Annotated in this window: 10 protein-coding genes, 1 tRNA gene and 5 pseudogenes; 8 read left to right on the forward strand and 8 right to left on the reverse strand. The window is 66.7% G+C overall.

All coding sequences use genetic code 11. The features are described 5' to 3' along the window. Positions 1–85 (forward strand): annotated as a pseudogene (locus tag ACZ7GZ_RS38240) (IS5/IS1182 family transposase); the annotation flags it as partial. Between the two features lie 10 nt (positions 86–95). Here the strand turns inward: ACZ7GZ_RS38240 and ACZ7GZ_RS38245 are convergent. The 3 genes and pseudogenes from ACZ7GZ_RS38245 to ACZ7GZ_RS38255 form a co-directional block, all read right to left on the reverse strand. Continuing rightward, positions 96–935 (reverse strand): annotated as a pseudogene (locus ACZ7GZ_RS38245) (IS630 family transposase); the annotation flags it as partial. An 88-nt stretch (positions 936–1,023) separates the two neighbouring features. Beyond that, positions 1,024–1,620 (reverse strand): annotated as a pseudogene (locus ACZ7GZ_RS38250) (IS701 family transposase); the annotation flags it as partial. A 20-nt stretch (positions 1,621–1,640) separates the two neighbouring features. Further along, positions 1,641–2,503, reverse strand: a protein-coding gene (locus ACZ7GZ_RS38255) for an IS5 family transposase (protein WP_471031765.1) whose coding sequence is annotated in 2 segments (ribosomal slippage) — positions 1,641–1,934 and positions 1,937–2,503 — 861 coding nt in all. Because the reading frame shifts where the segments join, the coding sequence is not laid out codon by codon here. A gap of 559 nt (positions 2,504–3,062) precedes the next feature. Between ACZ7GZ_RS38255 and mpaB the strand changes: the two genes are divergently transcribed. Beyond that, positions 3,063–4,289 (forward strand): daptide biosynthesis RiPP recognition protein, encoded by a 1,227-nt coding sequence (gene mpaB / locus ACZ7GZ_RS38260; RefSeq protein ID WP_471031766.1) that lies wholly within the window; start codon positions 3,063–3,065, stop codon positions 4,287–4,289. 412 nt (positions 4,290–4,701) lie between these two features. Continuing rightward, the gene (locus tag ACZ7GZ_RS38265) at positions 4,702–5,568 is read left to right on the forward strand and encodes a 3'-5' exonuclease (protein WP_471031769.1); all 867 of its coding nucleotides are present in this window, start codon (positions 4,702–4,704) and stop codon (positions 5,566–5,568) included. 15 nt (positions 5,569–5,583) lie between these two features. Here the strand turns inward: ACZ7GZ_RS38265 and ACZ7GZ_RS38270 are convergent. Continuing rightward, positions 5,584–5,754, reverse strand: a pseudogene (locus ACZ7GZ_RS38270) (IS5/IS1182 family transposase); the annotation flags it as partial. Between the two features lie 77 nt (positions 5,755–5,831). Between ACZ7GZ_RS38270 and ACZ7GZ_RS38275 the strand changes: the two are divergent. Continuing rightward, positions 5,832–6,086 (forward strand): annotated as a pseudogene (locus ACZ7GZ_RS38275) (NF041680 family putative transposase); the annotation flags it as partial. A gap of 8 nt (positions 6,087–6,094) precedes the next feature. Here the strand turns inward: ACZ7GZ_RS38275 and ACZ7GZ_RS38280 are convergent. Both ACZ7GZ_RS38280 and ACZ7GZ_RS38285 read right to left on the reverse strand, forming a co-directional pair. After that, positions 6,095–7,177 (reverse strand): C40 family peptidase, encoded by a 1,083-nt coding sequence (locus tag ACZ7GZ_RS38280; RefSeq protein WP_471031771.1) that lies wholly within the window; start codon positions 7,175–7,177, stop codon positions 6,095–6,097. 169 nt (positions 7,178–7,346) lie between these two features. Next, the gene (locus ACZ7GZ_RS38285) at positions 7,347–8,363 is read right to left on the reverse strand and encodes a SidA/IucD/PvdA family monooxygenase (RefSeq protein WP_471031772.1); all 1,017 of its coding nucleotides are present in this window, start codon (positions 8,361–8,363) and stop codon (positions 7,347–7,349) included. Between the two features lie 317 nt (positions 8,364–8,680). Here ACZ7GZ_RS38285 and ACZ7GZ_RS38290 point away from each other — a divergent pair. The 4 genes from ACZ7GZ_RS38290 to ACZ7GZ_RS38305 all read left to right on the forward strand — a co-directional run bounded on the left by ACZ7GZ_RS38290 (position 8,681) and on the right by ACZ7GZ_RS38305 (position 20,410). Next, positions 8,681–8,755, forward strand: a tRNA-Leu gene (locus ACZ7GZ_RS38290). Positions 8,756–8,905: 150 nt separating this feature from the next. Further along, complete coding sequence (locus tag ACZ7GZ_RS38295) at positions 8,906–11,761, forward strand: helix-turn-helix transcriptional regulator (protein ID WP_471031773.1); 2,856 nt, start codon at positions 8,906–8,908, stop codon at positions 11,759–11,761. Between the two features lie 244 nt (positions 11,762–12,005). Continuing rightward, positions 12,006–19,250: an amino acid adenylation domain-containing protein gene (locus ACZ7GZ_RS38300; RefSeq protein WP_471031776.1), complete on the forward strand. Its 7,245-nt coding sequence runs from the start codon at positions 12,006–12,008 to the stop codon at positions 19,248–19,250. Beyond that, on the forward strand, positions 19,247–20,410 hold the full coding sequence (locus ACZ7GZ_RS38305) for an FAD-dependent monooxygenase (protein WP_471031778.1): 1,164 nt from the start codon (positions 19,247–19,249) through the stop codon (positions 20,408–20,410). Before ACZ7GZ_RS38300 ends, ACZ7GZ_RS38305 begins: the two co-directional genes overlap by 4 nt. Before the next feature lie 30 nt (positions 20,411–20,440). On the opposite strand, the gene ACZ7GZ_RS38310 is transcribed toward ACZ7GZ_RS38305, so the two are convergent. Continuing rightward, on the reverse strand, positions 20,441–21,136 hold the full coding sequence (locus tag ACZ7GZ_RS38310; protein WP_471031780.1) for a L,D-transpeptidase family protein: 696 nt from the start codon (positions 21,134–21,136) through the stop codon (positions 20,441–20,443). Between the two features lie 91 nt (positions 21,137–21,227). Further along, positions 21,228–22,592: a zinc metalloprotease gene (locus ACZ7GZ_RS38315; RefSeq protein WP_471031783.1), complete on the reverse strand. Its 1,365-nt coding sequence runs from the start codon at positions 22,590–22,592 to the stop codon at positions 21,228–21,230. Between the last annotated feature and the right edge of the window lie 441 nt (positions 22,593–23,033).

The following is a 23,033-nucleotide window of genomic DNA, read 5'->3' on the forward strand; positions in this document are numbered from 1 at the left end:
ACGGCGAGCACGCTGCTCCACCCGCCGCATCGGCACAGCAGTTCAAGCCGTCCACACCCTGATGACCTGCACATATTCAGGATGAAAACGGTTCACTGAACGTTCCTGTGGACACCTCGTCGTATCTGTTTGTCCGTCAGCAGAGCGAACCACCGCTCGGCCCGGTTGAGCCAGGAGGAGCTGGTAGGCGTGAAGTGCGGACGAGGAACTTCTTGAACTCCACGGCACGGTGCCGGCGGTGGATCTGGCCGATCACCTCGCCGGTAGCGGTGTTCAGCGCGGCGGACAGTGTGGTGACGCCGCCGCGCACGTAGTCGTGAGTACGGCGCTCTGGCATGCCCGGCATCATCGGCAGCACCGGAGCCGGCCGATCCAGCGCCTGGATCTGCATCTTCTCATCCACACACAGCGCCAGCGCGTGCTCGGGCGGGGCGAGATACAGGCCGACCACATCGCGGACCTTCTCGATGCACTGCGGATCCTTCGAGCGCTTGAAGGGGTCCACCAGGTGCGGCTTGAGGCCGAAAGGCCCGCCAGATAGGCGTGATGGCCGACTGGGAGAGGCCCACTTCCTTGGCCATCGACCGTGTAGACCAATGCGTGGCGTCCTTCGGCGTGGTCTCCAGTGTCTTGACGACCACTTCTTCCACCTGGGCGTCGGTGATCTCCCGGGGACCACCCGGGCGTGGCTCGTCGGTCAGGCCCTCCAGCCGGTCCCGCACAAAGCGGGCCCGCCACCTGCTCACCGTATGCTCCTCGACGCCGAGCAGAGCGGCAACGTCTCTGTTCGAAGCGCCGGTTGCGCCCTCCAGCACGATCCGGCACCGCAGGGCCAGCGCCTGCGAAGAAGTCCGACGCCTGGCCCAGCGGCTCAACGTCTCACGCTCGTCATCGATCAACACCAGCTCGGCCTTCGGCCGTCCCGTCCTCGCCACCCGGCCATCATGCGAACCACCGAGGACTTACGCAGCGAATTCCCGACTCAGGACACTAGCGGTGGTTTGTTAGACCGGGCAGTAGGGATCAAGAGGTCTGCCACTGCCGACGGTGTTGATCAGTTCCTGGAGCGCTAGGGGTGGGGGCTTCGCCGACCATGCCCGCCAGTAGGGTTGCAGCGTGGACCAAGGCGTCAGCCAGCCACGGACGGCCCGGAGTGCCTGGGGCCAGCAGGCCGGCTGAGGCTGTTGGGGCTCGGGTTCTCCCCCTCTCTAACGGGCCTGGCGGAGCGCCAGGCCCGACTGGCTGGTCGGCTGGAAAGGGTGGGGGCGGGGCGAACCAGGTGTTCCAGCAGAAGCTGAACGCGCAGTTCACGAGGGTCTGGTGGCCGCGGATGGCGGTTTCGGAGCGGACTTGGAAGTCGGCCCAGCCGAGTTCGTCCTTGACTTGTTTGTAGCCTTGCTCGACCCAGTGCCGCAGCCCGTAGATCCGTACGATCTCGGCGAGGGTGGCGGGTGGGTAGGGTGATTCAGCGGTGCGTGGGGAGCCGGGGCGAGGCAGGTCGGTGGCCAGGTACCAGGTCGCCTTGGCCGGCAGGGTGGCTGGGTCGGCGGTGGTCACGACCAGGCGGACGTTGCCGTCCGGGCCTCACCAGCCCAGCCGGGCCTCGGCGGCCCACCAGGTCTAGGCGGTGTCTTCAATGGTCATGCCCACATCAGGAGCGATGCGAGGGTGACGGCTGCCTGGTACGACTCGCTGGTCTTGTCGTAGCGGGTGGCGATGCCGCGCCATTGCTTCAAGCGGTTGAAGCAGCGTTCGACCACGTTGCGTCGTGTGTAGAGCTGTTTGTCGAAGGCCGGCGGGCGCCCTCCGCGGCTGCCGCGCCGGAGCCGGTTTCGAATCTGGCCGACCCGTTCGGGGATGGTGTGAGCGATGCCCCGCCGTCTGAGCCAGGCCCGGATGGCCCGCGAGCCGCAGCCCTTGTCGCCCAGCACGTGGGCGGGGGGCGCACCCGCGACCGTCCCGGGCCGATCCGGGGCACCCGTATCGCTTCCATCACGGCGGAGAACTGGGTGCAGTCGTTGGTGTTCCCGCTCGTGACGGTGTAGGCGAGCGGGCGGCCGGCGCCGACGCAGGCCAGGTGAATCTTGCTGGTCAGGCCACCTCGGGAACGTCCGAGTGCCGGGCTGCGGAGCCCCCCTTTTCGGGCCCCGGCGGCGTGCTGGTGGGCGCGGACGACGGTGGAGTCGACCGACACGAGCCAGTCGATGCCTCCCGCCTCGTCCGCCCTCGCCTGCGCGGCCCGGAGCATCCGTTCGAACGAGCCGTCCAGGGCCCACCGGCGCAAGCGAGTGTGCAGTGTCGCCCAGGGACCGTACCGCTCGGGCACATCCCGCCATGCCACCCCGGTCCGGAACTTCCGCACGATCCCGTTGAGCACGGTGCGGTCGTCCGAGCGCTCCCGCCCCCACACGGACTCAGGCAGCAGCGGCCGGACGAACTCCCATCCCGAATCGGCAGTCCATAGCGACGTATCACTCAGCCATGACCCACCACTGAAGACCATTTGAGACACTGCCCAGAACCGCCGCCGCCCCGGGGGCGATGGCCTTGGACGATGAGGCCGCGGAACAAGTCAGCCCTGATCAAAGGCCGGTTTCGTGAACGTACCGACGCCACCGTGCCGGCATGCCCGGCGCCGGCACCGCGCTCGGCGCCGAGTTCACGCCACCACCGGCGAAACATGATCGATTCCGATCGCCCGATCGCCCCCGCGACGGGTCACGGGCAAGTCCTCTCCGCAGGCGTTCCACCAGTGCACATGAGCCGAAGCGAGACCCACAAGGAGGGCGGGCGTGAAGGCTTGACGAAGCGTCGATCCCACGATGCAACAGACCTCACTGGCGGTCCCCGACTGAGGGTCCGATCACGGGCTGTTCGTGCCTGCGGTTGCACCGCCGTCGCACTGCGTGCGCAATGGGTGGGACGGCCTCAGTCCTCGCCGGCCTCCAGGGAAGGTGGGTTGCCACTGAGAGAGTGCCGTGTGTACGTGAAGGTCTGGCATGGCGGCGCACGTGGTGAGCGAGCGCGACACACAAGCTTCGAGTAGCTAATAGGTGGTAAGAGTGCGATGCATCTTATGTCACTTAAGTGCCTGGGGGTGTGGCCATTCACGCACCCTCACAACTCCCGATGGCGGCCCGCCCATGAGGACCATCCTCGCCGAGTCGGCCGATCTACTGCCTGCCATCCTTGACAGTGATTTGTGCGACGAGAGCACTGCGATTTTCTGCCCTTCCTCCGACACTCCTACCGGAATCGGTGAAACCATCGTTGCTCCCTGCACGGGCTCGCTGGGCGCTCCGGGCGATGAAATGGTGGTGGGGGACGTCTTCGTCGTCAAGGTGCAGGAGTACATACTCACCCCATACCTCGAGATAGACGGCCCGACTTTTGCACGGATCACCAGCGAGAAGGACTTTTACGCCTTTCTGGACCACGCGGATCAGGCTCAGCAGCACGGCGTGTTCCCTCCAGCGCTGCTCCACCCCATGATGCGGCTGGGTGACTTATGCGCCCTGGGCGGCGCTCATACCTGTGGCGGCCCGGGCCAGCGGCTCTTCGTCCGTGCCAGCGGCGAAGCCAGCACCACACCTCAGGGCATGCCCCTCGGCTTCGTCACCGACGGTCTCGCATCCCTGACCTCCGCATGGTCCGCCATCAGGCGGCCGCCCGGCTCCGGCTGCCCGGGCTGTCTCACCGGGGCAGTCCGCACGCCAACCCTGCGCGTCGCCCACCAGCAGCGCCCCTGGCTGTCCCGCTACCTCTGCACCCTGGACGCACTTCGCACAGCGGCCACGGAAGGCCTGACCAATCTGAAAGTCTCCGGCTTTCCACACCGCATGACCGCCGCCGCAGACCAATACACACAGGCTCTCGACCTCACTCTCGCCGGCGCGGAGCTGCCCGTGGTGCTGTTCAACACCGCCATAGCCCTGATCCACGACCCACACAGCAACCAGCAATTTCAGGTCGGTACCGGCACCGCTCGCCTCATCGAGCTCCTCATGATCTATGGAGACGAAGACGCAGCGATCGCTGCCGCCACACACCATCTCGGGCTGGCACCGCACGCCGCCCGCGAGGCCCTGGCTCAAGTGATGAGCGGCCTGAGCGATTTCGGCATGCAACTATTACCAGAAAAGAGAGGCCGAAGTGCGTCATCGATTCAGCCGGGGCATCAGGGTGCAGCCGCGCAAGGCGTGAACACGAGTTGCTGGTTATCGGCCATGGGCGCCGCGGATTCCAGGCATTCTTGGCAGCCGGTGCCGGGCCCCCGGGCCTCCGGCTGACGGTTGACCAGCGAATACGGACGTTCCTCGTCGAAGCCGAATCGGCAGCTCCAAGCCAAGTGCGGTGATCAGTGGAGCGACCGAGGAGGGGACGGCTTCGTCGAGTTCGCTGTTGTGCTGTCGCCACCAAAGGCCTCAAGGTGCGTTTTCGTCAGCAGGAGCGAACCCTCCTGCCCCGCCTTCAAGGTGCCGACCCGCCGCTCCAGGGGGATCTGCCGGATGCGGTCGATCCCTGGTCGCCTCTCTTCACAGCCTCGGCAAGGTCTGGCACAGAATCATCCTCGCCAGTCCCGTGCCGGCAGCGGACTCGCAGGTGACCGCACGTGTCTTAGGCACGCTTCGCCACCGTCCGGTCGTACAGTTGCGCTGATCATCCATGGTGCGGCCGGGATAGCCGGGGAAGGGGAGCGCGGTGACGCTCGCGGAGCCGAACGGGCAGGGGGACCTCTTCAGTAGCGTGGATGAGCACGAGGTGCAGCTGGTCCGCCCCGCCGGCACCAGCCGGCCTATCTGGGCCGTCTACGGCGGCGGCCGGTATCTGGGGACTGTGAGCGCCGAACGCGACGGCGACGCGGTGCCTGTGTGGCGGGTGCTGGCCACGAGGGAAGAACACGACAGTCTGGCTGACGCGATCCGTGCCATGCGGCGGCCCCCGTCCTGGCGACGTGAACGTGAGCGGGTTTCTCGTTGGGCCCGTCACCTACTCGCCGATGACTCACTGCTGGCCGTCGATCTGGAGACCACCGGTCTGGACAACGCCTATATGGTGCAGATCGCCGTGATGGACCGGGACGAGAGCGTGCTCTTAGACGAGTACGTGCGGCCGCGTGCCGCCATTGAGCCTGCAGCACTGGAGATGCACGGCATCACGCAGAAACGCGTAGCTCGGGCCGCAACCTTCGGGGAGCTCTTGCCTGCCCTCACCGATGTGCTCCATGGCCGAACGCTGGTGTCGTACAACAGCGAATCCGCCCGCGCTGTCTTCCAGCGTGAACTGGTTCGTCATCATGGAGATCCGGTGGCGGCAGAGGAGTGGCTGGCCCGCTGTCGGTGGAAGGACGCCATGATGCCCTACTCCGTGTGGCGGGGGCTGTGGTCGGTCGAGCGGGGCGCCTACCGCAGCCAGCCGCTGGGCGGCCCGCATGATGCTGCTGTCGACTGCCAATTCGTACTTGCCAAGCTCAGACAGATGGCTGATGGCGTGCCGGACGACGGCTGGGCGTTGTCGTGGGATCAACCACTGGCAGGGACAGACCCAGACCGGCGCCCTCTCGACTAGGGACTTTTGCTCGGATCACCGGGCGGACCAGAGGAAGATGCCAGCGATGTGGAGACCGGCCAGGTAGATGGTCGCGGTCTTCTCGTAGCGGATCGCGATACCGCGCCACTGCTTCAGGCGGTTGATGCACCGCCCGACGGTGTTGCGCTGCTTGCAGGCCTCGCGATCGAAGGCTGGCGGTCTGCCGCGTCGCAGCCGGTGGCCCCGCAGGTCGGCAGGCACCGGGTTCTTGGTCTTGCGGCGGGCCGTCCCGCCCCGGCAGCCAACCCTGGGAGAAACCCAGCCCTCCGGACAGGCTCACTCCCGCCCGTGTCCGCCGCGGCTTCCGGCACATCCGCCAACAGGCCGCCTGCCCCGCCAGAGCACCGAAACCAACCCTCCCCGGTCCCGGACGGCCACCGGGCCGGAAAAACACCCGTTCCGCACCCCGCCACGACGTGCACACACTCAAGAAAGCACCACCAACGCAACGGCAAAAGAAGAAGACAACCACCCCAGAGCCCCGCCGCACAGGTTAAAGATCAAGTTAGGCGTCTGGCCGTACGACTCCGAGGATGGGCATCGCGCCGGCACCCGAGACCGTCACCGTACGGCCCGGACGCGGGGCCTGGATGATCTGGCCGTCGCCGGCGTACATCGCGACATGACTGGCGTCGTGGAAGTAGATGATGAGGTCGCCGGGGCGCATGTCCTTGATGTCGATGTGCTTGAGCTCCTTCCACTGCTCCTGCGAGGTGCGCGGGATGGGATGACCGGCCGCCGCCCAGGCCTGGGAGGTCAGGCCGGAGCAGTCGAAGGAATCCGGACCCTCGGCACCCCACACATACGGCTTCCCCAACTGGGCCGTGGCGAACTGCACTGCCAGCTTGCCCTGTGCGGAGGCCTTGCCGTCGATCTCCTTGAGGATGCCGGTGCCCAGCCAGGCTGTCTGCGCCCGGCGAGCAGCCTCCTGTTCCAACTGGGCCAACCGATCCTGCTCCCTCTTCTCCAGCCGGGACTCGAGCTTCTTGGCCTCGTCGATCTGCTGCTGAATCTTCTTCCTGGCCGCAGCCTTGGCCTTGCGGTCGTACTCCAGCTTGCTCCGCTGCGCGGAGGCGTCCTCGGCGTACTGCTTCAAGTCCTCTTGCGTGCGTGTCATTTCGACGATCAGCTTGCTCGTCGCCCGCTGTCCCTGCAGCATCGCCCCGGCTCCGTCCAGGAATTGCTGCGGATCGTCGCTGAACAGGAACTGGGCGGTGGCCGGCAGCCCGCCAGTGCGGTACTGGGCGCGGGCCGCAGCACCGGCCGCGTTCTTCAAACCAGCCAGTTTCTGCTGCGCCTGGACGATTTCCTTGGACAACGCGTCGATGCGCGCTGTCTGCCTCTTGTAAGCCTCCTGTGCGGCGTTGTAGGCATCCGTCGCGACGGCCGCGTCGTGGTACAGCTGGTCGAGCTTCTTGCGGACAGCCCCCAGGTCCATGTTCTGTGGGGAGATGGCGGAGGAAATGGGCGCGGGTGACGCCGGCATCGGTCCTGGACTCGTGAAAGCCGTGCCAGACGCCGCCACCACGGTGGCCGCGCAGATCACGGTCACAGCCGTTGCGAAAATGCCACGCTCGCCCGGTCGCATGCCCCTCTGCCTCAAATCCGGTTACTGTCAGTTACCTTATAGATGTGCACCGGGTGGGCCTATGACGGAACGTAATATGGCAGGGGTAGTCGGACGTCAGATTTCCCGCTTGGCTGGTGGACGAGGCCGCGCTTGTGCGATGCCGCCCAACTGCGTTGAGGATCGCGCCCTACAGAGCCCCGACCAGAGAGACTGGGGTGTGGGCGCCATGCAGACCGGAGAGGCCGTATTGATCGCGGCCAAGCAACGCGTTGATGATGGTTGCGCTGCGCCAGGCCCCTAGGCCCAGGTTGAAGACGCCCGGCCCGGGAATGTTAATTTCCGCCTTGTGCACGAACAACGAACCGCTGATCTGCGGTGTGAGAGCGACTCGGAAGTGAGAGTCAACTGCATAGCGGCCGGGGGAATCCCACTCGATGAAAGAAACCAGAGGATCAAGGAAGGCGGGAGACGTGGGCATGTCGCCTCTTTCGAGGACAATGCGGTCGATGGCGCGGCTGTCGTAGATCTCGGTAATCATTTCATCGAATCCGCTGCTCTTGCCGTGCCGCCATTGCTCAGGGATGAGGACATTTCCGTTCTTTTGAGGCTGGGTCTTATCAGCGTTCACATGGTGCGGCGAATCGCGCTCCGGCCTCTCCCATGAGCGCTTGAGGAAAACGTCGGCTGTGGCTGCGCCCTGGCCAGACGGCGGAGTCGCCACAGGCGCGGCCCCCGCGCCGAGCACGACGTTAGCCGCGCGCTCCACGGTTTTTCGTCCGCACGAATCCATGTGCTCGACGTGAAAGAGCCGGTCCTCCGCATCCCACCGAACAGACTCGACTGACCGGCCGAACACGCAAGGCGGCAAAGAGCCGACGACCCACCGACAATAGTGTTCGTACTCCTGACGAGAGATATGAATCCGCCTCAATGAAAGAAAAGGAAATAGGAGATTGTTCGCCCTCAAGTACGAGACGAACGACCATCGGCTGGTGGGATCCACAAGGGTCACCAGATCGCCGAGCAGGGGGATACAAGCCCGCACTTCCTCGGTGCGCAGGCCTACGTTCCAGGCGAGTCTGGATTTCTCCTCCAGAAAGAGGACACGCAGGTCGGACAGGGGTTCGGCAAGAGCGGCCAGGCTCGCATTGAACGAGTCGATCCCCACGCCAATCAGATCATACGGTTCGGCCAGCTCACTCATTTCATTCCTTACGCTTTTGCGATGTTTCAATTTGGTGCGGGCGACCGGGTTCAGCAAGCAGCAATGTACACAGAAGGGGACCTCTGGATACCCGCGGGATATGTCTCACATCTCAACCTTTCAGCCAGGGAGGCTTGTTGAGTGTGCCTGGTCCCAGGCGCCGCCAAACGATGCAGCTGTCCACCCGTGAGGGTGACCGCCAGAGCGGGGCACTCGCATGTGACCGGGCTCACCGTCACAGCCTCCGTCGCGTCGCGTCCAACCCATAAGAGGCACACCGCAGGCCGCCTTCACGAGAGGACCCTGCATGAGCCTCGGCCCGGGTGGCGCAACTGGTAGACGCAACCGCCTTAAAAGCGGCACAAGTGCGGGTTCGAATCCCGCTCCGGGCACCCGCCACCACGCCGGTGATGCCGTTTGCCAGCATGCGGCAAGGGACCCGCTTGCGGACGGCGGCCGGGGCTTGCCGCAGGTGAGCCGCGATCAGTTCATACTCTCCTCGAGGAATTCACGGTACGGCCTTCGGGGAAGGAACATCGTTGGTGGAACTGGTCGAGCGCGTCGATCAACTCGCTGAGCTGGAACACTTGGCCCGCCGCGCACGGGGCGGAACAAGTGGCGTGGTTCTCATCGAAGGCTCTCCCGGCTTGGGGAAGACGGCACTGCTCCACGCATGGACCGCTCAGGAGCGCCTTCGCGGCGTCCAGGTTCTGGGAGCACGCTGTTCCGCTGACGAGCGACACTTGCCCTTCGGAGTCGTACGGCAGCTTTTCGAGGGGACGCCGGGAGCCGAACATGTCCCCCCGGCCGGAGCCGCACCGGCGCCGCCCATGCTGTTCGAGGTTTTCAATGCCCTGCACCAGACGATCCGGGTGCTGGGCGGGGACCAGGCGATGGTGATCGCCGTGGACGATCTCGAGCTGTGCGACGAGCAGTCCATCCAGTGGCTCGGCTACCTCACTCGCCGCCTCGACAGCGTACGCGCTCTCCTCGCGGTCACCTCTACCGTGGCCGGGCCGACCACACCTGCCCCCGGGGGATGGTTCGGTCACGAGGTGCTGAACCACCCTCGATGCCGGCGAATAGAACTGCCTGCGCTGTCCGTCGGGGGGATCGACCGGCTCCTCGGGCGGAGTATCGGCACGCAGCCCCACGACAACCCGCCTGACTCGTACCGGGGCGACACCCGCCTCCCCGACGCATTTCAGGCCGCCACCGGCGGCAACCCTCGGCTGGTGCACGAACTACTGAGTGCCCTGCGCCGTCCGCAGCCGAGCAGCAGGGGCTGCTCGCTGAGTGAACTCGCCGAGTTAGCAGGGACATTACGCGTCCGGATGACACTTGCCCGGATTCGCCGGGAGTCGGCGGAGACTGCGACGCTGGCCCGGTTGGCGGCCGTTGTCGGCGAGGCTGCCGACGCGCGCCTCGTCGCCGCCCTTGCGGGCTTCGACGAGCGAGCCGCGGCTGTAGCCCTCCAAGGTCTGGAGCGCATAGGAGTGGTGCTGCCCAGCGCCCCCGGCATGATCTTCACCGACCCGGCCCTGCGCGCAGCGCTGGAAGACGAGGTCACCATGGCCGAGCGGTCCGCACTCCGGCTCCGCGCCGCCCAGCTGAGCCACGACGCCGGCGCCGACAACGAGCAGGTGGCCGAGCATGTGCTGCGTGCTGCACAGCCCATTGCCGAGCCATGGGTGGTTCCCGCTTTGCGTGCCGCCGCGGGAGACGCGCTCCGCCGTTGTGCCCCGGACGATGCCGCGGCGTACTTGCGCCGCGCGCTACGCCAACCAGTCTGCCGGAAGGAGCGCGAACACCTGCTTTCCGACCTCGGCCGCGTACTTCTCTACCGGGATCCTGCCGTTGCCTGCAGGTACCTCAGCGAGGCCGTGGCCACCGCGGACGATCCCAACCGGCGTGGCCGACTGGCCGCTTTGCTGTCCACTGCTCACTTGCTTTGCGGGAGACTCGGCGCCGCTGTCGACGTCCTTGTCGACACCGGGGCCAGCCTCTGGTCCACGGTCGCCACTGACGAGGCGCCCGACAACGCTCCGCTTGTATGGCAGGAGATCGAGGCACTGTTACGTGTTCAGTGCACGCTGGCCCGGGCCACCGGGGCGCAGTACCGCCTGCCCATCCCTGCAAGCTCGCCGGACGCGACCGTCACGAAGGCCCCGCCTCGAGAGTTGGCGGCGGGTGACGAAGCTCTGCGACTGGGTGTCCAAGCCCTGGAGGCGGCGCTGACCGGACGCTCGTCCTCACGTACCCGGGCGTTGGCCACCCAGGCGTTCCGGTCCGGCCTCATGGTCCGTGAGGGCTGTTCCGAACTCGCCTACTTCGTGGCACTCGGCTTGGTTTGTACGGACAATCTGTCCGACGCGGAAAGGGTCTTCAACGACATCGGAACCGGAGCGGGACACACCGGCGCACGCATCTTGCAGGCAGCAGCCGCGCTGGGCCGCTCCATGGTGCATCAGCGCCGAGGCGAGCTACGAGAGGCACTGGCCGCTGTTGCCCCGGCGGTCGACGAGCTCTTCGCGCTGCCATCCAGCTGCTTCCGCACCAGTGCGGCCGCTCACATGATCAGCGTCCTGCTGGACTGCGGCCGGATGGAGGAGGCGGCGGCTCTTGTCCACGCGACAGCCGGGTACCAGGGCGACGGCGACATGGACGGCTGGGAGGACGCCGTGCTCAGCCTCGCCGGTGGTCGGCTGCGGGCGGCATCCGGAGACCTGCAGGGAGCGCTCACCCAAGTACTGGAATGCGGGCGCCGGCTGCAGCGGCACGGGCTTGCGAACCCGGCACTGCTGACGTGGCGGTCCGACGCTGCGATCTTGCTCGCCACGTTGGGCGAGCGAGAACCGGCCCGCCGCCTGGTTGAGGAGGAGCTGCAGCTCGCCGAGCGGTGGGGCACCCCCCGGGTGGTCGGACGGGCGCTGTGGGCGCTGGGCGTCGTCATAGGCGGCGAGGAGGGCCGGCGCGCGCTGGCAGCTGCGGTCGCGCGCCAGGAGGAGGCGAGCGCCAAGCTTGACCTGGTCCGTAGTCTGATCGACTACGGCGTAGCTGAAATAGCCCTCGGCGATCTCGTCCCCGGACGGGCGCACCTGCGCCGCGCGGTCGACTTGGCGCAGCAGTGCGGGGCGGTCAGATTGGTCGAGCGAGCACGTGCTGAGCTGACCAACTCGGGGGCCCGGCCCCGCAGTTTGGGCGGCGATCGTTGGTCCACGCTCACATCGAGCGAGCTCCGAGTGGTCCGTATGGCCGCCGCCGGCGCCCGGAACCGGGAGATCGCGGCAAAGCTGCACGTCACCGCGCGCGCCGTGGAGCGCCATCTGACCAGCGCCTACCGCAAACTCGGGGTATCTGGCCGGGCAGATCTCGCAGAGGTCTTCGACCGTGTCTGACTGGGAACTGCCTCCGGCGTTGCGACGGTGTCTGTCTACGGACCTTATGGCCGAGTTGTGCTGTGACCGTGGTCTCCAGGGCCTTCGGCGTGCGCTCCGGCGCTTTGTTGTTCGGTGACCGAACGGCCACATGCCGGGGTGCCACACCATTTTCGGCGTAACTTGCTCGTGTCATTATCGGCATGGTTTCGTTCCCCCGCGACGCGTCACCCCGTTTCACTGCGTTACTTTCGAAGGGACGACCATGAGTTCGGCCTTGCCAACGTCACTGACGGCATATCAGCGAGACATATGGACTGCTAGTTCTCACATTCCCGATATGCCCAGTTTCAATATCGGCGGGGCCTTACGGATTTCCGGTGAGGCAGATTTCGGTGTCCTGAAGGCGTGCTGCCGGAGAGCCATACATCGTAACGATGCGTTCAAGCTGCGCTTCACAGAGCGCGAGGGAACCCCCGTGCAGTGGCTTGAGGACGACGTTCCCGAGATTCGGATTGTCGATCTGTCGGCGCAAGACAACCCACAGGCCGCTTGCCGGGCCTGGATGGAAAGCGCGGCCCGCCGCCCCTTCGATCTGGATGGTGGACGGCCGTTCGATATGGCGTTGCTGCGCGAGAGCGAGTCCGTCGGGTACCTCTTCTTGATGGCGCACCACGTCATCGTCGACGGCTGGGGCATGGACCAGTTCATGCGGCAGATCCTCTCGGACTATGCGCACGTCATTCGGACAGGGTCCGCTCTGGAAATCACGCCACCCTCGTATCTCACTTATGCCGAAGACGAGTCCCTTTACCGCAGTTCGGCCGAGTGGCAGCACGACCGCGACTTCTGTCAGGAGACCTTCGCGGACTTCTCCGCTCCGCTCTTTCCCACCAAGAGCCCGGACCGCACCTCGGGTGGTGTCCGCCGCAGCGCCCGCCACACCTTCCTGCTCGAGCGGAAGCTCATCGACCGGATCCGCGAACGGGATGGATCCTTTTTCGCGTTCCTCACTGCGACGTTCGCGACGTATCTCTCCCGGGTGCATCGCTGCGAGGAGATCGGCCTCGGGATTCCGTTGCTCAATCGCCGCGGCATGGCGGCGAAGCAGACCGTCGGTAGTTTCGCCAGCGTGCTTCCGCTCCGTGTCTCCGCGCACAGCGGACTGTCGATGCACGACATCGCCGACCAGGTCGAGACGTCTTCGTTCATGATGAAGCGCCGTGAGCGGTTGGCCATCGGGGATCTGTTGCGTGCTCTGCCGTCGTACGACACCGGTCCCCGGCGCCTCTTCGACGTGACCATCTCCTATCTGCGGCTGCCCAGCCCCGAGACCATTCCAGGGCTTTCGGTCGAAAGAGTCGCACTGCCGAACGGTCTCACCCAGGACGCGCTGACCGTCTACGTCCGCGAGTTCGACGACGTCGGCGACGTCCAGGTCGACCTCGACTACGCACTTGATGTCTTCGACGCGGACTTCCCGATCGAGGCGGCGGCCCGGCACATCAAGACGTTGCTCAAGCAGGCGGTGGAACAGCCCGACGAGCCGGTGGCGAATCTGCCGATGCTCACCCCCGAGGAGCACGACGATCTCGTCCGTGCCCGGAACTCGACCGAGGCCCCGTACCCGAGTGACAAGACACTTCATGGCCTCTTCGAGGAGCAGGTCGCCCGCACGCCCGATCGGATCGCTGTCGTCGCGACCGCTGCGCATCCGGCGTTGACCTATGCCGAACTCGACGCATGTGCCAATCAGGTTGCCTGGAGACTGCGCGCCGAGGGACTACGCCCCGATGACCGGGTGGCCGTACTCGTGGAGCGCGGCCCCGAGCTGCTGATGGCACTGCTCGGGGTACTGAAAGCCGGTGGCGCCTATGTGCCCGTCGACCCGGCCTACCCGGCAGACCGCGTCCGCTTCCTGCTGAACGACAGCGGTGCCAAGGCCGTCCTGACCACCGGCCGGGTCACTCGTGGCGAGGGCGGATGGGAAGCGTCGTCTGTCGTTACCGGTACTCGCATGATCACTCTGGACGCTCTGCGACGGGGCCCGGACGGCCCGCTCGAACCGGTGGCGGGACCGCGCAACCTCGCCTACGTCATCTACACCTCTGGTTCCACCGGTCGGCCCAAGGGCGTGATGGTCGAGCACCACTCAGTGGTCAACCGTCTGGCCTGGATGCAAAAGCGCTATCCGCTGGGTGACGGCGATGTGCTGCTGCAGAAGACGCCCAGCTCGTTCGACGTCTCCGTGTGGGAGCTGTTCTGGTGGGCCATCGCGGGGGCGCGCGTGGCCCTTCTGCCGACGGGCCAGGAGAAGGAACCGCAGGCCATCCTGCGTACGATCGCCGAACAGGGCGTCAACGTGGCGCATTTCGTGCCGTCCATGTTCGGCCCCTTCCTCGACTTGCTGGAGAGCGACCCCGCTCTGCCGGCCACTGCCGAGCATCTGCGTTTCGTCTTCTGCAGTGGCGAAGCCCTGCCACACGACCTCGTCCAACGGTTCCACGGACTGTTCGCCGAGGCCGGCCCGGCGGCCCCGCAGCTGGTCAACCTCTACGGTCCGACCGAGGCCACGGTCGACGTGTCATACTTCGATCTCGCTCCCCACCCCGAAGCCCCGTGGGCCACCGAGGTGGCCGAGGCCGTCAGCAGGGTGCCGATCGGCCGGCCGATCGACAACATCCGGCTCTATGCGCTGGGCGGGGACGACGAACCGCAGCCCGTCGGCGCACCGGGCGAACTCTGCATCGCGGGCGTCGGTCTGGCCCGCGGATACCTCGGCCGTCCGGAGCTGACCCGCGAGAAATTCGTGGCGGATCCCTTCCATCCCGGGGAGCGCATGTACCGCACGGGCGATCTCGCCCGGTGGCTGGCGGACGGCACCCTGGAGTTCCTCGGCCGGATCGACGAGCAGGTGAAGATCCGCGGCCACCGCGTGGAGCTCGGCGAGGTGCAGAGCCGGCTGGCGGCCTGTCCCGGTGTGCGGGGCGCGGTGGTCGACGCCCGGATGTCCCGCGCCCGCGGCGTACGCCTTGTCGGCTACTACGTCGCCGACAAGGAAACCGACCCTGCGCTGCTGCGATCCCATCTCGGCGCCGCGCTGCCGGAGTTCATGATCCCGACGCATTTCGTACGCATCGACCGGATTCCGCTGACCCCGAACGGCAAGGCCGACCGTCAGGCGCTTCCTGCGCCGCCGCGTACCCGTGCCCTGGCGGATGCACGACCGCGGGATGCGGTCGAGACGACTCTCGCCGCTGTCTGGCGTGAGGTGCTGGATGTGGGTTCTGTGGGGATCCACGACAACTACTACGCGCTCGGCGGGGACTCGATCCTGATGCTCAGGATCCGTGCGGAGGCTGAGAGGCAGGGGCTGCACTTCACGCTCAGCGACATGCACCGCTACCCGACCGTCGCCGGGCTGGCCGCTCACGTGTCGACGGCGCCGGCCACCGCGGAGACGGCCGACCCCTGGCCGAAGCCGTTCGACCTCGTCCTCAGCGTGGACATGCCCGGGCTGGCGGAGGCCGAGGACGCCTATCCAGCCACCCGGCTCCAGCTTGGAATGCTGTACCACAGCCGCGAGCAGAAGGAGACGGCCGTCTACCACGACGTCTTCCGCTACACCCTCCGAATGGACTGGGACGAACCCGCGTTCCGCCGGGCGCACCAGCGGCTCATGGCCCGTCACCCGGTTCTGCGCTCCTCGTTCCGCCTGTCCGGCTTCTCCCAGGCGCTGCAGATCGTGCACCGCCAAGCCGACGCCGGCGAAAGCCTGCAGGTCGCCGATCTCCGCTCGCACTCCCCCGAGACGGCCGAGGCCGAGGTACGGGCGCACATCGAGCAGCGGCGCCATCACCAGTATGTCTTCGACAAGCCCCCGCTGTGCCTGTTCCGCGTGCACGTCCTACCGTCCGGCGCGGTGGACCTGGTCCTCAGTTTCCATCATGCACTCCTGGACGGGTGGAGCGTGGCGAATGTGCTGTGCGAGCTGCTCCAGGACTACCTGTACGCCCTCGGCAAGGACATAGCACCAGTGCCCGAAGCCCTGCTGCCGTCGTTCGCAGCCCACGCGCTCGACGAGCGACGCGCCCTGGCCTCCGAGGAGAGCCGACAGTTCTGGCACGATTCGCTCGGCGAAGCATCGCTCGCGTGCCTGGACACCTTCCGGCCGCACGAACCTCCCGGTGAGAGCGGTCTGGTCGTACGGCATATCGCCCTGCCCGACCAGCTCACGGCAGAGGTGCACCGTTTCGCGCATACCCATGAAATGCCCGTCAAGTCCGTTCTGTTCGCCGCACACTGCCTCACATTGAAGCTGCTTCAAGGTTCGGACGGGGTCGTCACGGGACTGGTCACCCATGGACGCCCGGAGCACGCCGGGGCGGAGCGGACCGCCGGACTGTTCCTCAACACGCTCCCGGTGCGACTCAGCCGCACCGCGCGGACATGGCTCGAAGCCGCGCGCGAAGTGCAGAGCAGCGAGCGCGACAGCCAACCGCACCGGCGCTATCCGCTCAGCGCCACCCAGGCGGGTCACAACGGCGACACCATGCTGCGGACCGCGTTCAACTACGTCAACTTCCATGTCCTCGGGCCATTGCTGCGCTCGGCGTACCTGCGCCTGGAGGGTCTCGAAGTCTGGGAGCAGACGAACCTCCCGCTCCTGGTCAACGCGATCACCGACCCCCGGGACGGGCACCTGGAGCTGCGGATCGACTGCGACGGCAGCGTGTTCACCGCGTCCCAGGCCGACCTGTTCGGCCGCCGGTACGCCGAGATCCTGCAACGGATCGTGCAGAACCCGCACGAAGAGCCCGGCTTCGGCTTCCTCACCGAGGAACCCGGTGACGTCGTGCGCCGGTTCGAGCGCCAGGTACTGCGCACCCCGCGTGCGGCCGCCGTCTCCATGGCCGAAGAGCGGTGGACATACGAGGAGCTGGATCAGGCCGCCGACGGAGTAGCGCGACGACTGCTCTCTCTCGGTACGCCGCCAGGGGCCCGTATCGGCATCGCCATGGACCGCTCACCTGCGATGATCGCCGCGGTCCTGGGCGTCGCAAAGGCGGGCGCCGCCTGCGTCCCGCTGGACGTCAGCTACCCCCAGGAGCGGATCGCCGACATGCTCGCGCAGGCACGCCCGTTCCGCGTCATCGCGCACGCCGGTCACGCCCATCTGGTGCCAATGCAATTGGACATACTGCCCGCCGAGTCGCTCCTTGCGGGCGCAGGGCGCGGCACGCGCACGAGCGAGCCGCCGTTGCCGCCCATCGCGCCGCGGAGCACCGCGTACGTGCTCTTCACCTCCGGCTCCACGGGCCACCCGAAGGGCGTGGCCATGCCGCACCGCGCCCTGGCCAACCTCGTGGCATGGCAGAACCGCGCACCGAGCGGCGCCGTCGGCGCCACCACACTCCAGTTCGCACCCCTCGGCTTCGATGTCTCATTCCAGGAAATCTTCTCCACGCTGTGCGGTGGCGGCACCCTCCTGCTGGTCCCCGACGAGCTGCGCCGCGACATGCCCGAGTTGCTGCACCTCCTCGATCGGGAGGGCGTGGAGCGGGTCTTCCTCCCCTATGTCGCGCTGCAACAACTTGCCGAGACCGCCGATATGTTGGGCCTGCATCCACGCCGCCTGCGGGTCCTGGTCTCCTCCGGCGAGCAGCTCCGCGTGACGGAGGAGATCCGCAGGCTGTGCGCCGCGCTGCCCGGCTGCCTGCTGGAGAACCAGTACGGGCCGACGGAGACACACGTGGCGACGAGTTACCCAATGTCGGGGGACCCGGCCCGTTTCCCGGCCCTCCCCCCCATCGGACGGGCCATCGACGGTGTTGAAGTGCGGGTGCTGGACGACCAATTACATCCGGTGCCCGAGGGCGGTAAAGGCGAGATCTACCTCGGTGGTGACTGCCTCGCCGAGGGCTACGAAGGACAGCCCCAGCTGACCCGGGAGCGCTTCATCCCGCATCCTCAGGGTCCGGCCGGTGCCCGGCTCTACCGCACCGGCGACCTCGGTCGGGTGCTGCCCGGCGGCGCCGTCGTATGCCTGGAGCGGGCTGATGCACAGGTGAAGATCCGCGGCTTCCGCGTCGAACCCGGCGAAGTGGAGCTGGCCGTCAAGAAGCTCGCCGGATACCAGTCGGCCCTGCGCGAGGTCGCGGTCGTGTCCCGCTGCCCGGAGGGCGCCCCAGCCTTCCTCACCGCATTCCTGGTCGGCGACGAAGCCTCACTCGATCTCGGCGACCTCAGGCGGCGGCTGCGCGCCGCACTGCCCGACTACATGGTCCCCTCGCGGTTCATCTGGCTGCCGAGCCTGCCACTGACACCGAGCGGCAAGCGGGACGACGCCGCGCTGCGCGCCGTGCCCTTGGCACCGGCGGCCGCGTCCGCGGAGCACGTCCCACCACGCGACGGATACGAAAGCAGCCTGGCCGAGATGCTCTCCGAGCTGCTGCACACGCCGACGCCGGGGGTGTACGACGATTTCTTCGAGCTCGGCGGGACCTCATTGACGGCCATGCGGCTCGTCACGATGATCGATGAACGATACGGGGCGAATGTCCCGCTGTCCGCCTTCATCGAGGCACCGACAGTCGATGCGCTCGCCGACCGGCTGCGCTGCAGCAGCGCGGTGCAGAACTTCGACCCCCTCGTGCCGCTGCGCAGATCCGGCACACGGCCGCCCCTGTTCTTCGTCCACCCCATCGGCGGCAACGTCCTGTGCTACGCCCGCCTGACGCAGCACCTTCCCGACGACCAGCCCGTCTACGCCCTTCAGGCGGCAGGAGCCGAACCGGGAACGGAACCGCTCCGCAGCATCCCCGACCTCGCCCGCAGCTATCTCGACGCGATCCGGAAGGTGCAGCCCGAGGGCCCGTACACGCTGGGCGGCTGGTCGTTCGGCGGCTTCGTGGCCTATGAGATGGCACGTCGGCTGAAGTCCACCGGGGCGGCTGTCGAACGCCTCGTGCTCCTCGATTCGATCACCCCGGGGACGTTCCGGAGCGTGTCCGAGGAGCAGCTGTCCGAGTGGTTCCTGTGGGAACTCCTTCGGCTGGACGGCGGAGGCGACGCCCCGGTGCCTGCCCTTCCCGCGGGGCTGAGCGAGCAGGAGCGGTTCGACCACATCCCGCAACGCGCGGTGGTAAGCGGTGCCCTGCCGCACGGTGCATCGACCGCCCTGGTACGCCGCCTGTTCCAGGTGTTCCGGGCCAACTGGCAGGCGCTGCTCGACTACCGTCCGGGCCTCTGCGACCAGGAGCTCACCCTCCTGCGTGCGACCGCGCCGCTGCCCTCGGTACTTGAGCGGGCGCACAACGCCGTCGGCAGCGCGCACCGCGACCCGGCAAACGGCTGGAGGACGTGGACCAGCGGCCATGTCGACGTCGTCGACGTCCCCGGTGACCACCTCCAGCTCATGGAGGAACCGTATGTCTCCATCGTCGCGGAACGCATCCGTGAGGTGACCAGGCGACCCGAGCGGGGACCGGAAGGAGAAACGACAGCATGAAGCGGGGGCGGACACCCAAGGCGCTTGTCATCGGCGCGGGGATCGGCGGCCTCACCACCGCTGTCGCCCTGCGCCGGGTCGGAATCGAGGTCGAAGTGTACGAGCGGGCCAGTGACCTCTGGCCGGCCGGCACCGGACTGTCGCTCATGAGCAACGCACTGACCGCCCTGCGCTCCATCGGCATCGACCTCGGGCTGGAGCGGCGCGGACGGGCCATCGAATCCTTCCTCTTCCTCGATGCCGCTGGACGCCTGGTCAGGAAACTGCCGCTCAAGGAGATCGGCGACCGGCTCGGAGTGCCGAGTGTCAACATTCACCGGGCCGCCCTGCAGCAGGCTCTCCTTGAGGAGCTGAGCGACAGGTCCGTACGCCTCGGCGCCTCCGCGGTGGACTACACATCCACGGCGCACGGTGTCCGGGTGCGGTTCACGGACGGCCACGAGGTACAGGGGGATGTGCTGATCGGCGCCGACGGCATTCGTTCCGCCATACGCCGTCAGCTAGCCGGGCCCGAGGAACCACGCGAACCCGGGTACGTCTGCTGGCTCGCGACAGCCCCTTTCTCGCACCCACGGTTCACCGAAGGCTGCGTCCGTCACTACTGGGGTTCCGGGCAGCGCTTCGGGCTCATCGACATCGGCCACGGGCACGCGTACTGGTGGGGCACGAAGAACATGCCGCCGACGACCGCACGCGCGTGGAACGGCGGCAAGAGCGAGATCGCCCGGGCCTATCTGGGATGGGCGGATGAGGTGCAGGAGGCGATCCGGGTCACGCCCGAACACGCGATCATCAGCGTGCCTGCCCAGGACCGTCCCTTTCTCGAGCGGTGGGGCGAGGGACCCGTCACGCTTCTCGGAGACGCGGCCCACCCCATGCTGACAAGCCTCGGTCAGGGTGCGGGCACGGCGGTGGAGGACGCCGTCATCCTGGCCCGCAGCCTCGCTTCGGCAACCGACCCCATACAGGGGCTGCGCACCTACGAGTCGATGCGCCGCGCCCGTGCCCGGCGCATGGTCCACCTCTCCCGCAGACTCAGCATGATCGAACAGTACGAGCGCCCTCTGCCGCGCATGCTGCGCGACGCGTACCTCCGCTGGGTACCGGCGCCCGTTCTCTACCGTCAGAACACGTCCCTGTTGACCTTCACTCACGCCTGATGAGGCCAAGGTGGCTTTGGATCAGCCCCGTCAGGTGCCCGGCTTTCGGCCGTACACGTATACGTCGTCACCCTTCTTGAGCAGCGCCCAGTACCGCCTGGCATCTTTGCGGGTCATGTTGACGCAGCCGTGCGAGCCCGGCGGGTTCCACATGCTCAGGCTGACCGAGTGAAAGGCCTGTCCGCCGTCGAAGAACTGGCTGTAGGGCATCGGCACGTTGTAGATGGTCGAGTAGTGGTCGATGTCCCGCCAGTAGATCCTTTTCAGCCCAGTACGGGTCTCGTAGCCCTCTCGGCCGGTGCGCACGGGCACCGGCCCGTAGACGAGCTTGCCGCCGTCCTGGATCCAGCTCAGCTGGAAGGTGAGGTTGAGGCAGGCGATCCGGCCCTTGTTCACCGGACACTTGCCGTCCTTGTTGGGGCTTTTCCCGACGGCCTTCTGCTTATTCATCAGGTCCATCACGCCCCAGGTGACAGGCCCCGCATAGCCGATGTCGGGGGTGATTCCATGTTTGTCCTGGAAGGCCTGGACGGCCTTGCAGTCGGCGGCGGACTGCCTGCCGTCGACCGGCCGGCCTAAGAACTTCTCCGCCTGCTTCTGGTACGGCCCCGGCATGGTCGTACAGCTCACGGCCATCGCTGGTACGGAGCCGAGCGCGAGGGCGGGTGGTGCCATCAGTCCGGCGATCCCGAGAACGACGGCGCCTTTTCCGCGTATGCCACTCATGGCTGATCTCGCCTTTCGCGTGCACTGTTCACGTCTGTGGTCGTCCCTCACATATTAGATAGGGCAATGAGTGATCAAATACAGACAAAGGTCAGCGCTGCCGGGAAACCAGCTGCCTGCGGGCCAAGCGGAAGACAGCCTTGAGCAACTGCACGACGACCATGGTCAGTCCGGCAATCGGCAGAATCAGCAACACGATCTGAAGGGCGGACGCCCCCGCAACGACGTAGTCTCCGGAGGCAGCGGCGCCGGCCACCAGCACTCGGATCCTCTGCCAATCGACCCGAATGAGACCAGGCAACTGCAGGAGGACATATCCCAGCTGCAGGGCGAGTGCCGGAACAACACAGACCACCCACAAGGTCACCATCGCCTGGGGCCACCGTTTGAGGGCTCGCAGCCGCTCGTCCGGCGGCTGCCGGAACAGTACTCGCCTGATGATGGGGCCAATGTACTTGAACAGATCCGGAATGCCGACCAGATCAGCGATGATGTAGTAGCCGTCGAACCGGAGTGTGGGCAGAAGCTGTTGGAAGATTTCCAGGTTGACGGAGAGGATCGCCACGAGAAGGGGCTTGAACCCCGTCGCCACATAGGCCAGCACCAGGACGTTGACGAAGATGGCGTTGAAGTAGACGCCGCCCAGGTCGGCACGGATACGCCCACCGCGTCCCAGCCGGTAGGAGTTGGTGATGTCTGTATAGAAAGCCGGCCACACCAGATAGATGCCGCACCCCATGGCACCGGGCCGTACCCCGCCGTACCGGCAGGCCGAGGCATGGCCCATCTCATGGAACACGCAGGAGACAATGGCCAAGAGCACCACAAGCAGAAAATTGGCCGGAGAGAAGAGAACACCCTGAAGCGCCCCCGCGGTGTCCTGCGCCCAGAACCAGACTTCACCCCCGAAGAAAGCCGGGACCAGCAGAAGAACCGCCACCGGGCGATGCAGCCACGCGAACAGCCCGGAGAGGAACCAAGTGACGCTCTCCGAAAGTACCTCCATCCGGAACCTGAACGCGAGGAATGGGTCGGCCTTGGTGCTGGGCGGAGGCGGTGAGCCGTCGCAGTACGTGGTGATTCCGAGGGGCGCGAGTTTCTGGTCGACGAGGAAGGTCACGTGCTCGGCGGTGTAACGCCGCCCGGATTCCCGGCTGAGCTCATCGGCGATCTCAGCCACGGTGGGACGGCCGGCGCCGAGCGGTTCGCCATGGGGAGCGAGATGGCAGCCGCCCAGCATCTTTGCAATGGAGTACAACAGCGCGGGAAGACGCACGAGTTGTCCATCAGAGCGCGCTACCAACTGTGGAGCCTCACGATAACCCGAGCCATCGAACTCACCGACCAGTTCCGTTCCTTCGACCAGGACGGGCCTGGCTGTGCCGTTCATTCCGGACGGCTTCTCTTCGGGAGAGAGGGCGCCATTGGCGGCAGAGGTCAGTGGCCATTGGCTCATGGAACTCTCCAAAACGAGGCGTTGAGACATGGCGACGGCAGAAGGCGAACACCTTCAATACTGCTTCCAGGCATCGCCGCTTGGTCTCCCGCACACTGCCCTGCGCGTACCGACGGTGGTCCAGAGCCACGGTCGGTCGGGGACCGGGTGCTGGCACGGAAGACGAAGCACTCCCGGCAGACGGCGGGGGCGGCCCTGGGAAGACTTCCTCGCGTTCCACCTGCCGCAGACCGCGGCGACCGGGCGTCTGCCGAGCACGGCTCAACAGAAGTGTGGGGCATCTTCCGCCCGCCCGTGCGCCTGCGTATCCAGACGTGGCTGAGCACGAGGGCCGCGGATCCCGCGCCGGTGAAGCGGCGAGCCGAAGGAGCACGCAATCGCCGGCACGTACAGCGACATTGAAGTCGAAACCCAGCGTGCGGCCGATATGCCGCAATTCAC

It is taken from the genome of Streptomyces sp. NPDC037288, from assembly GCF_055603265.1.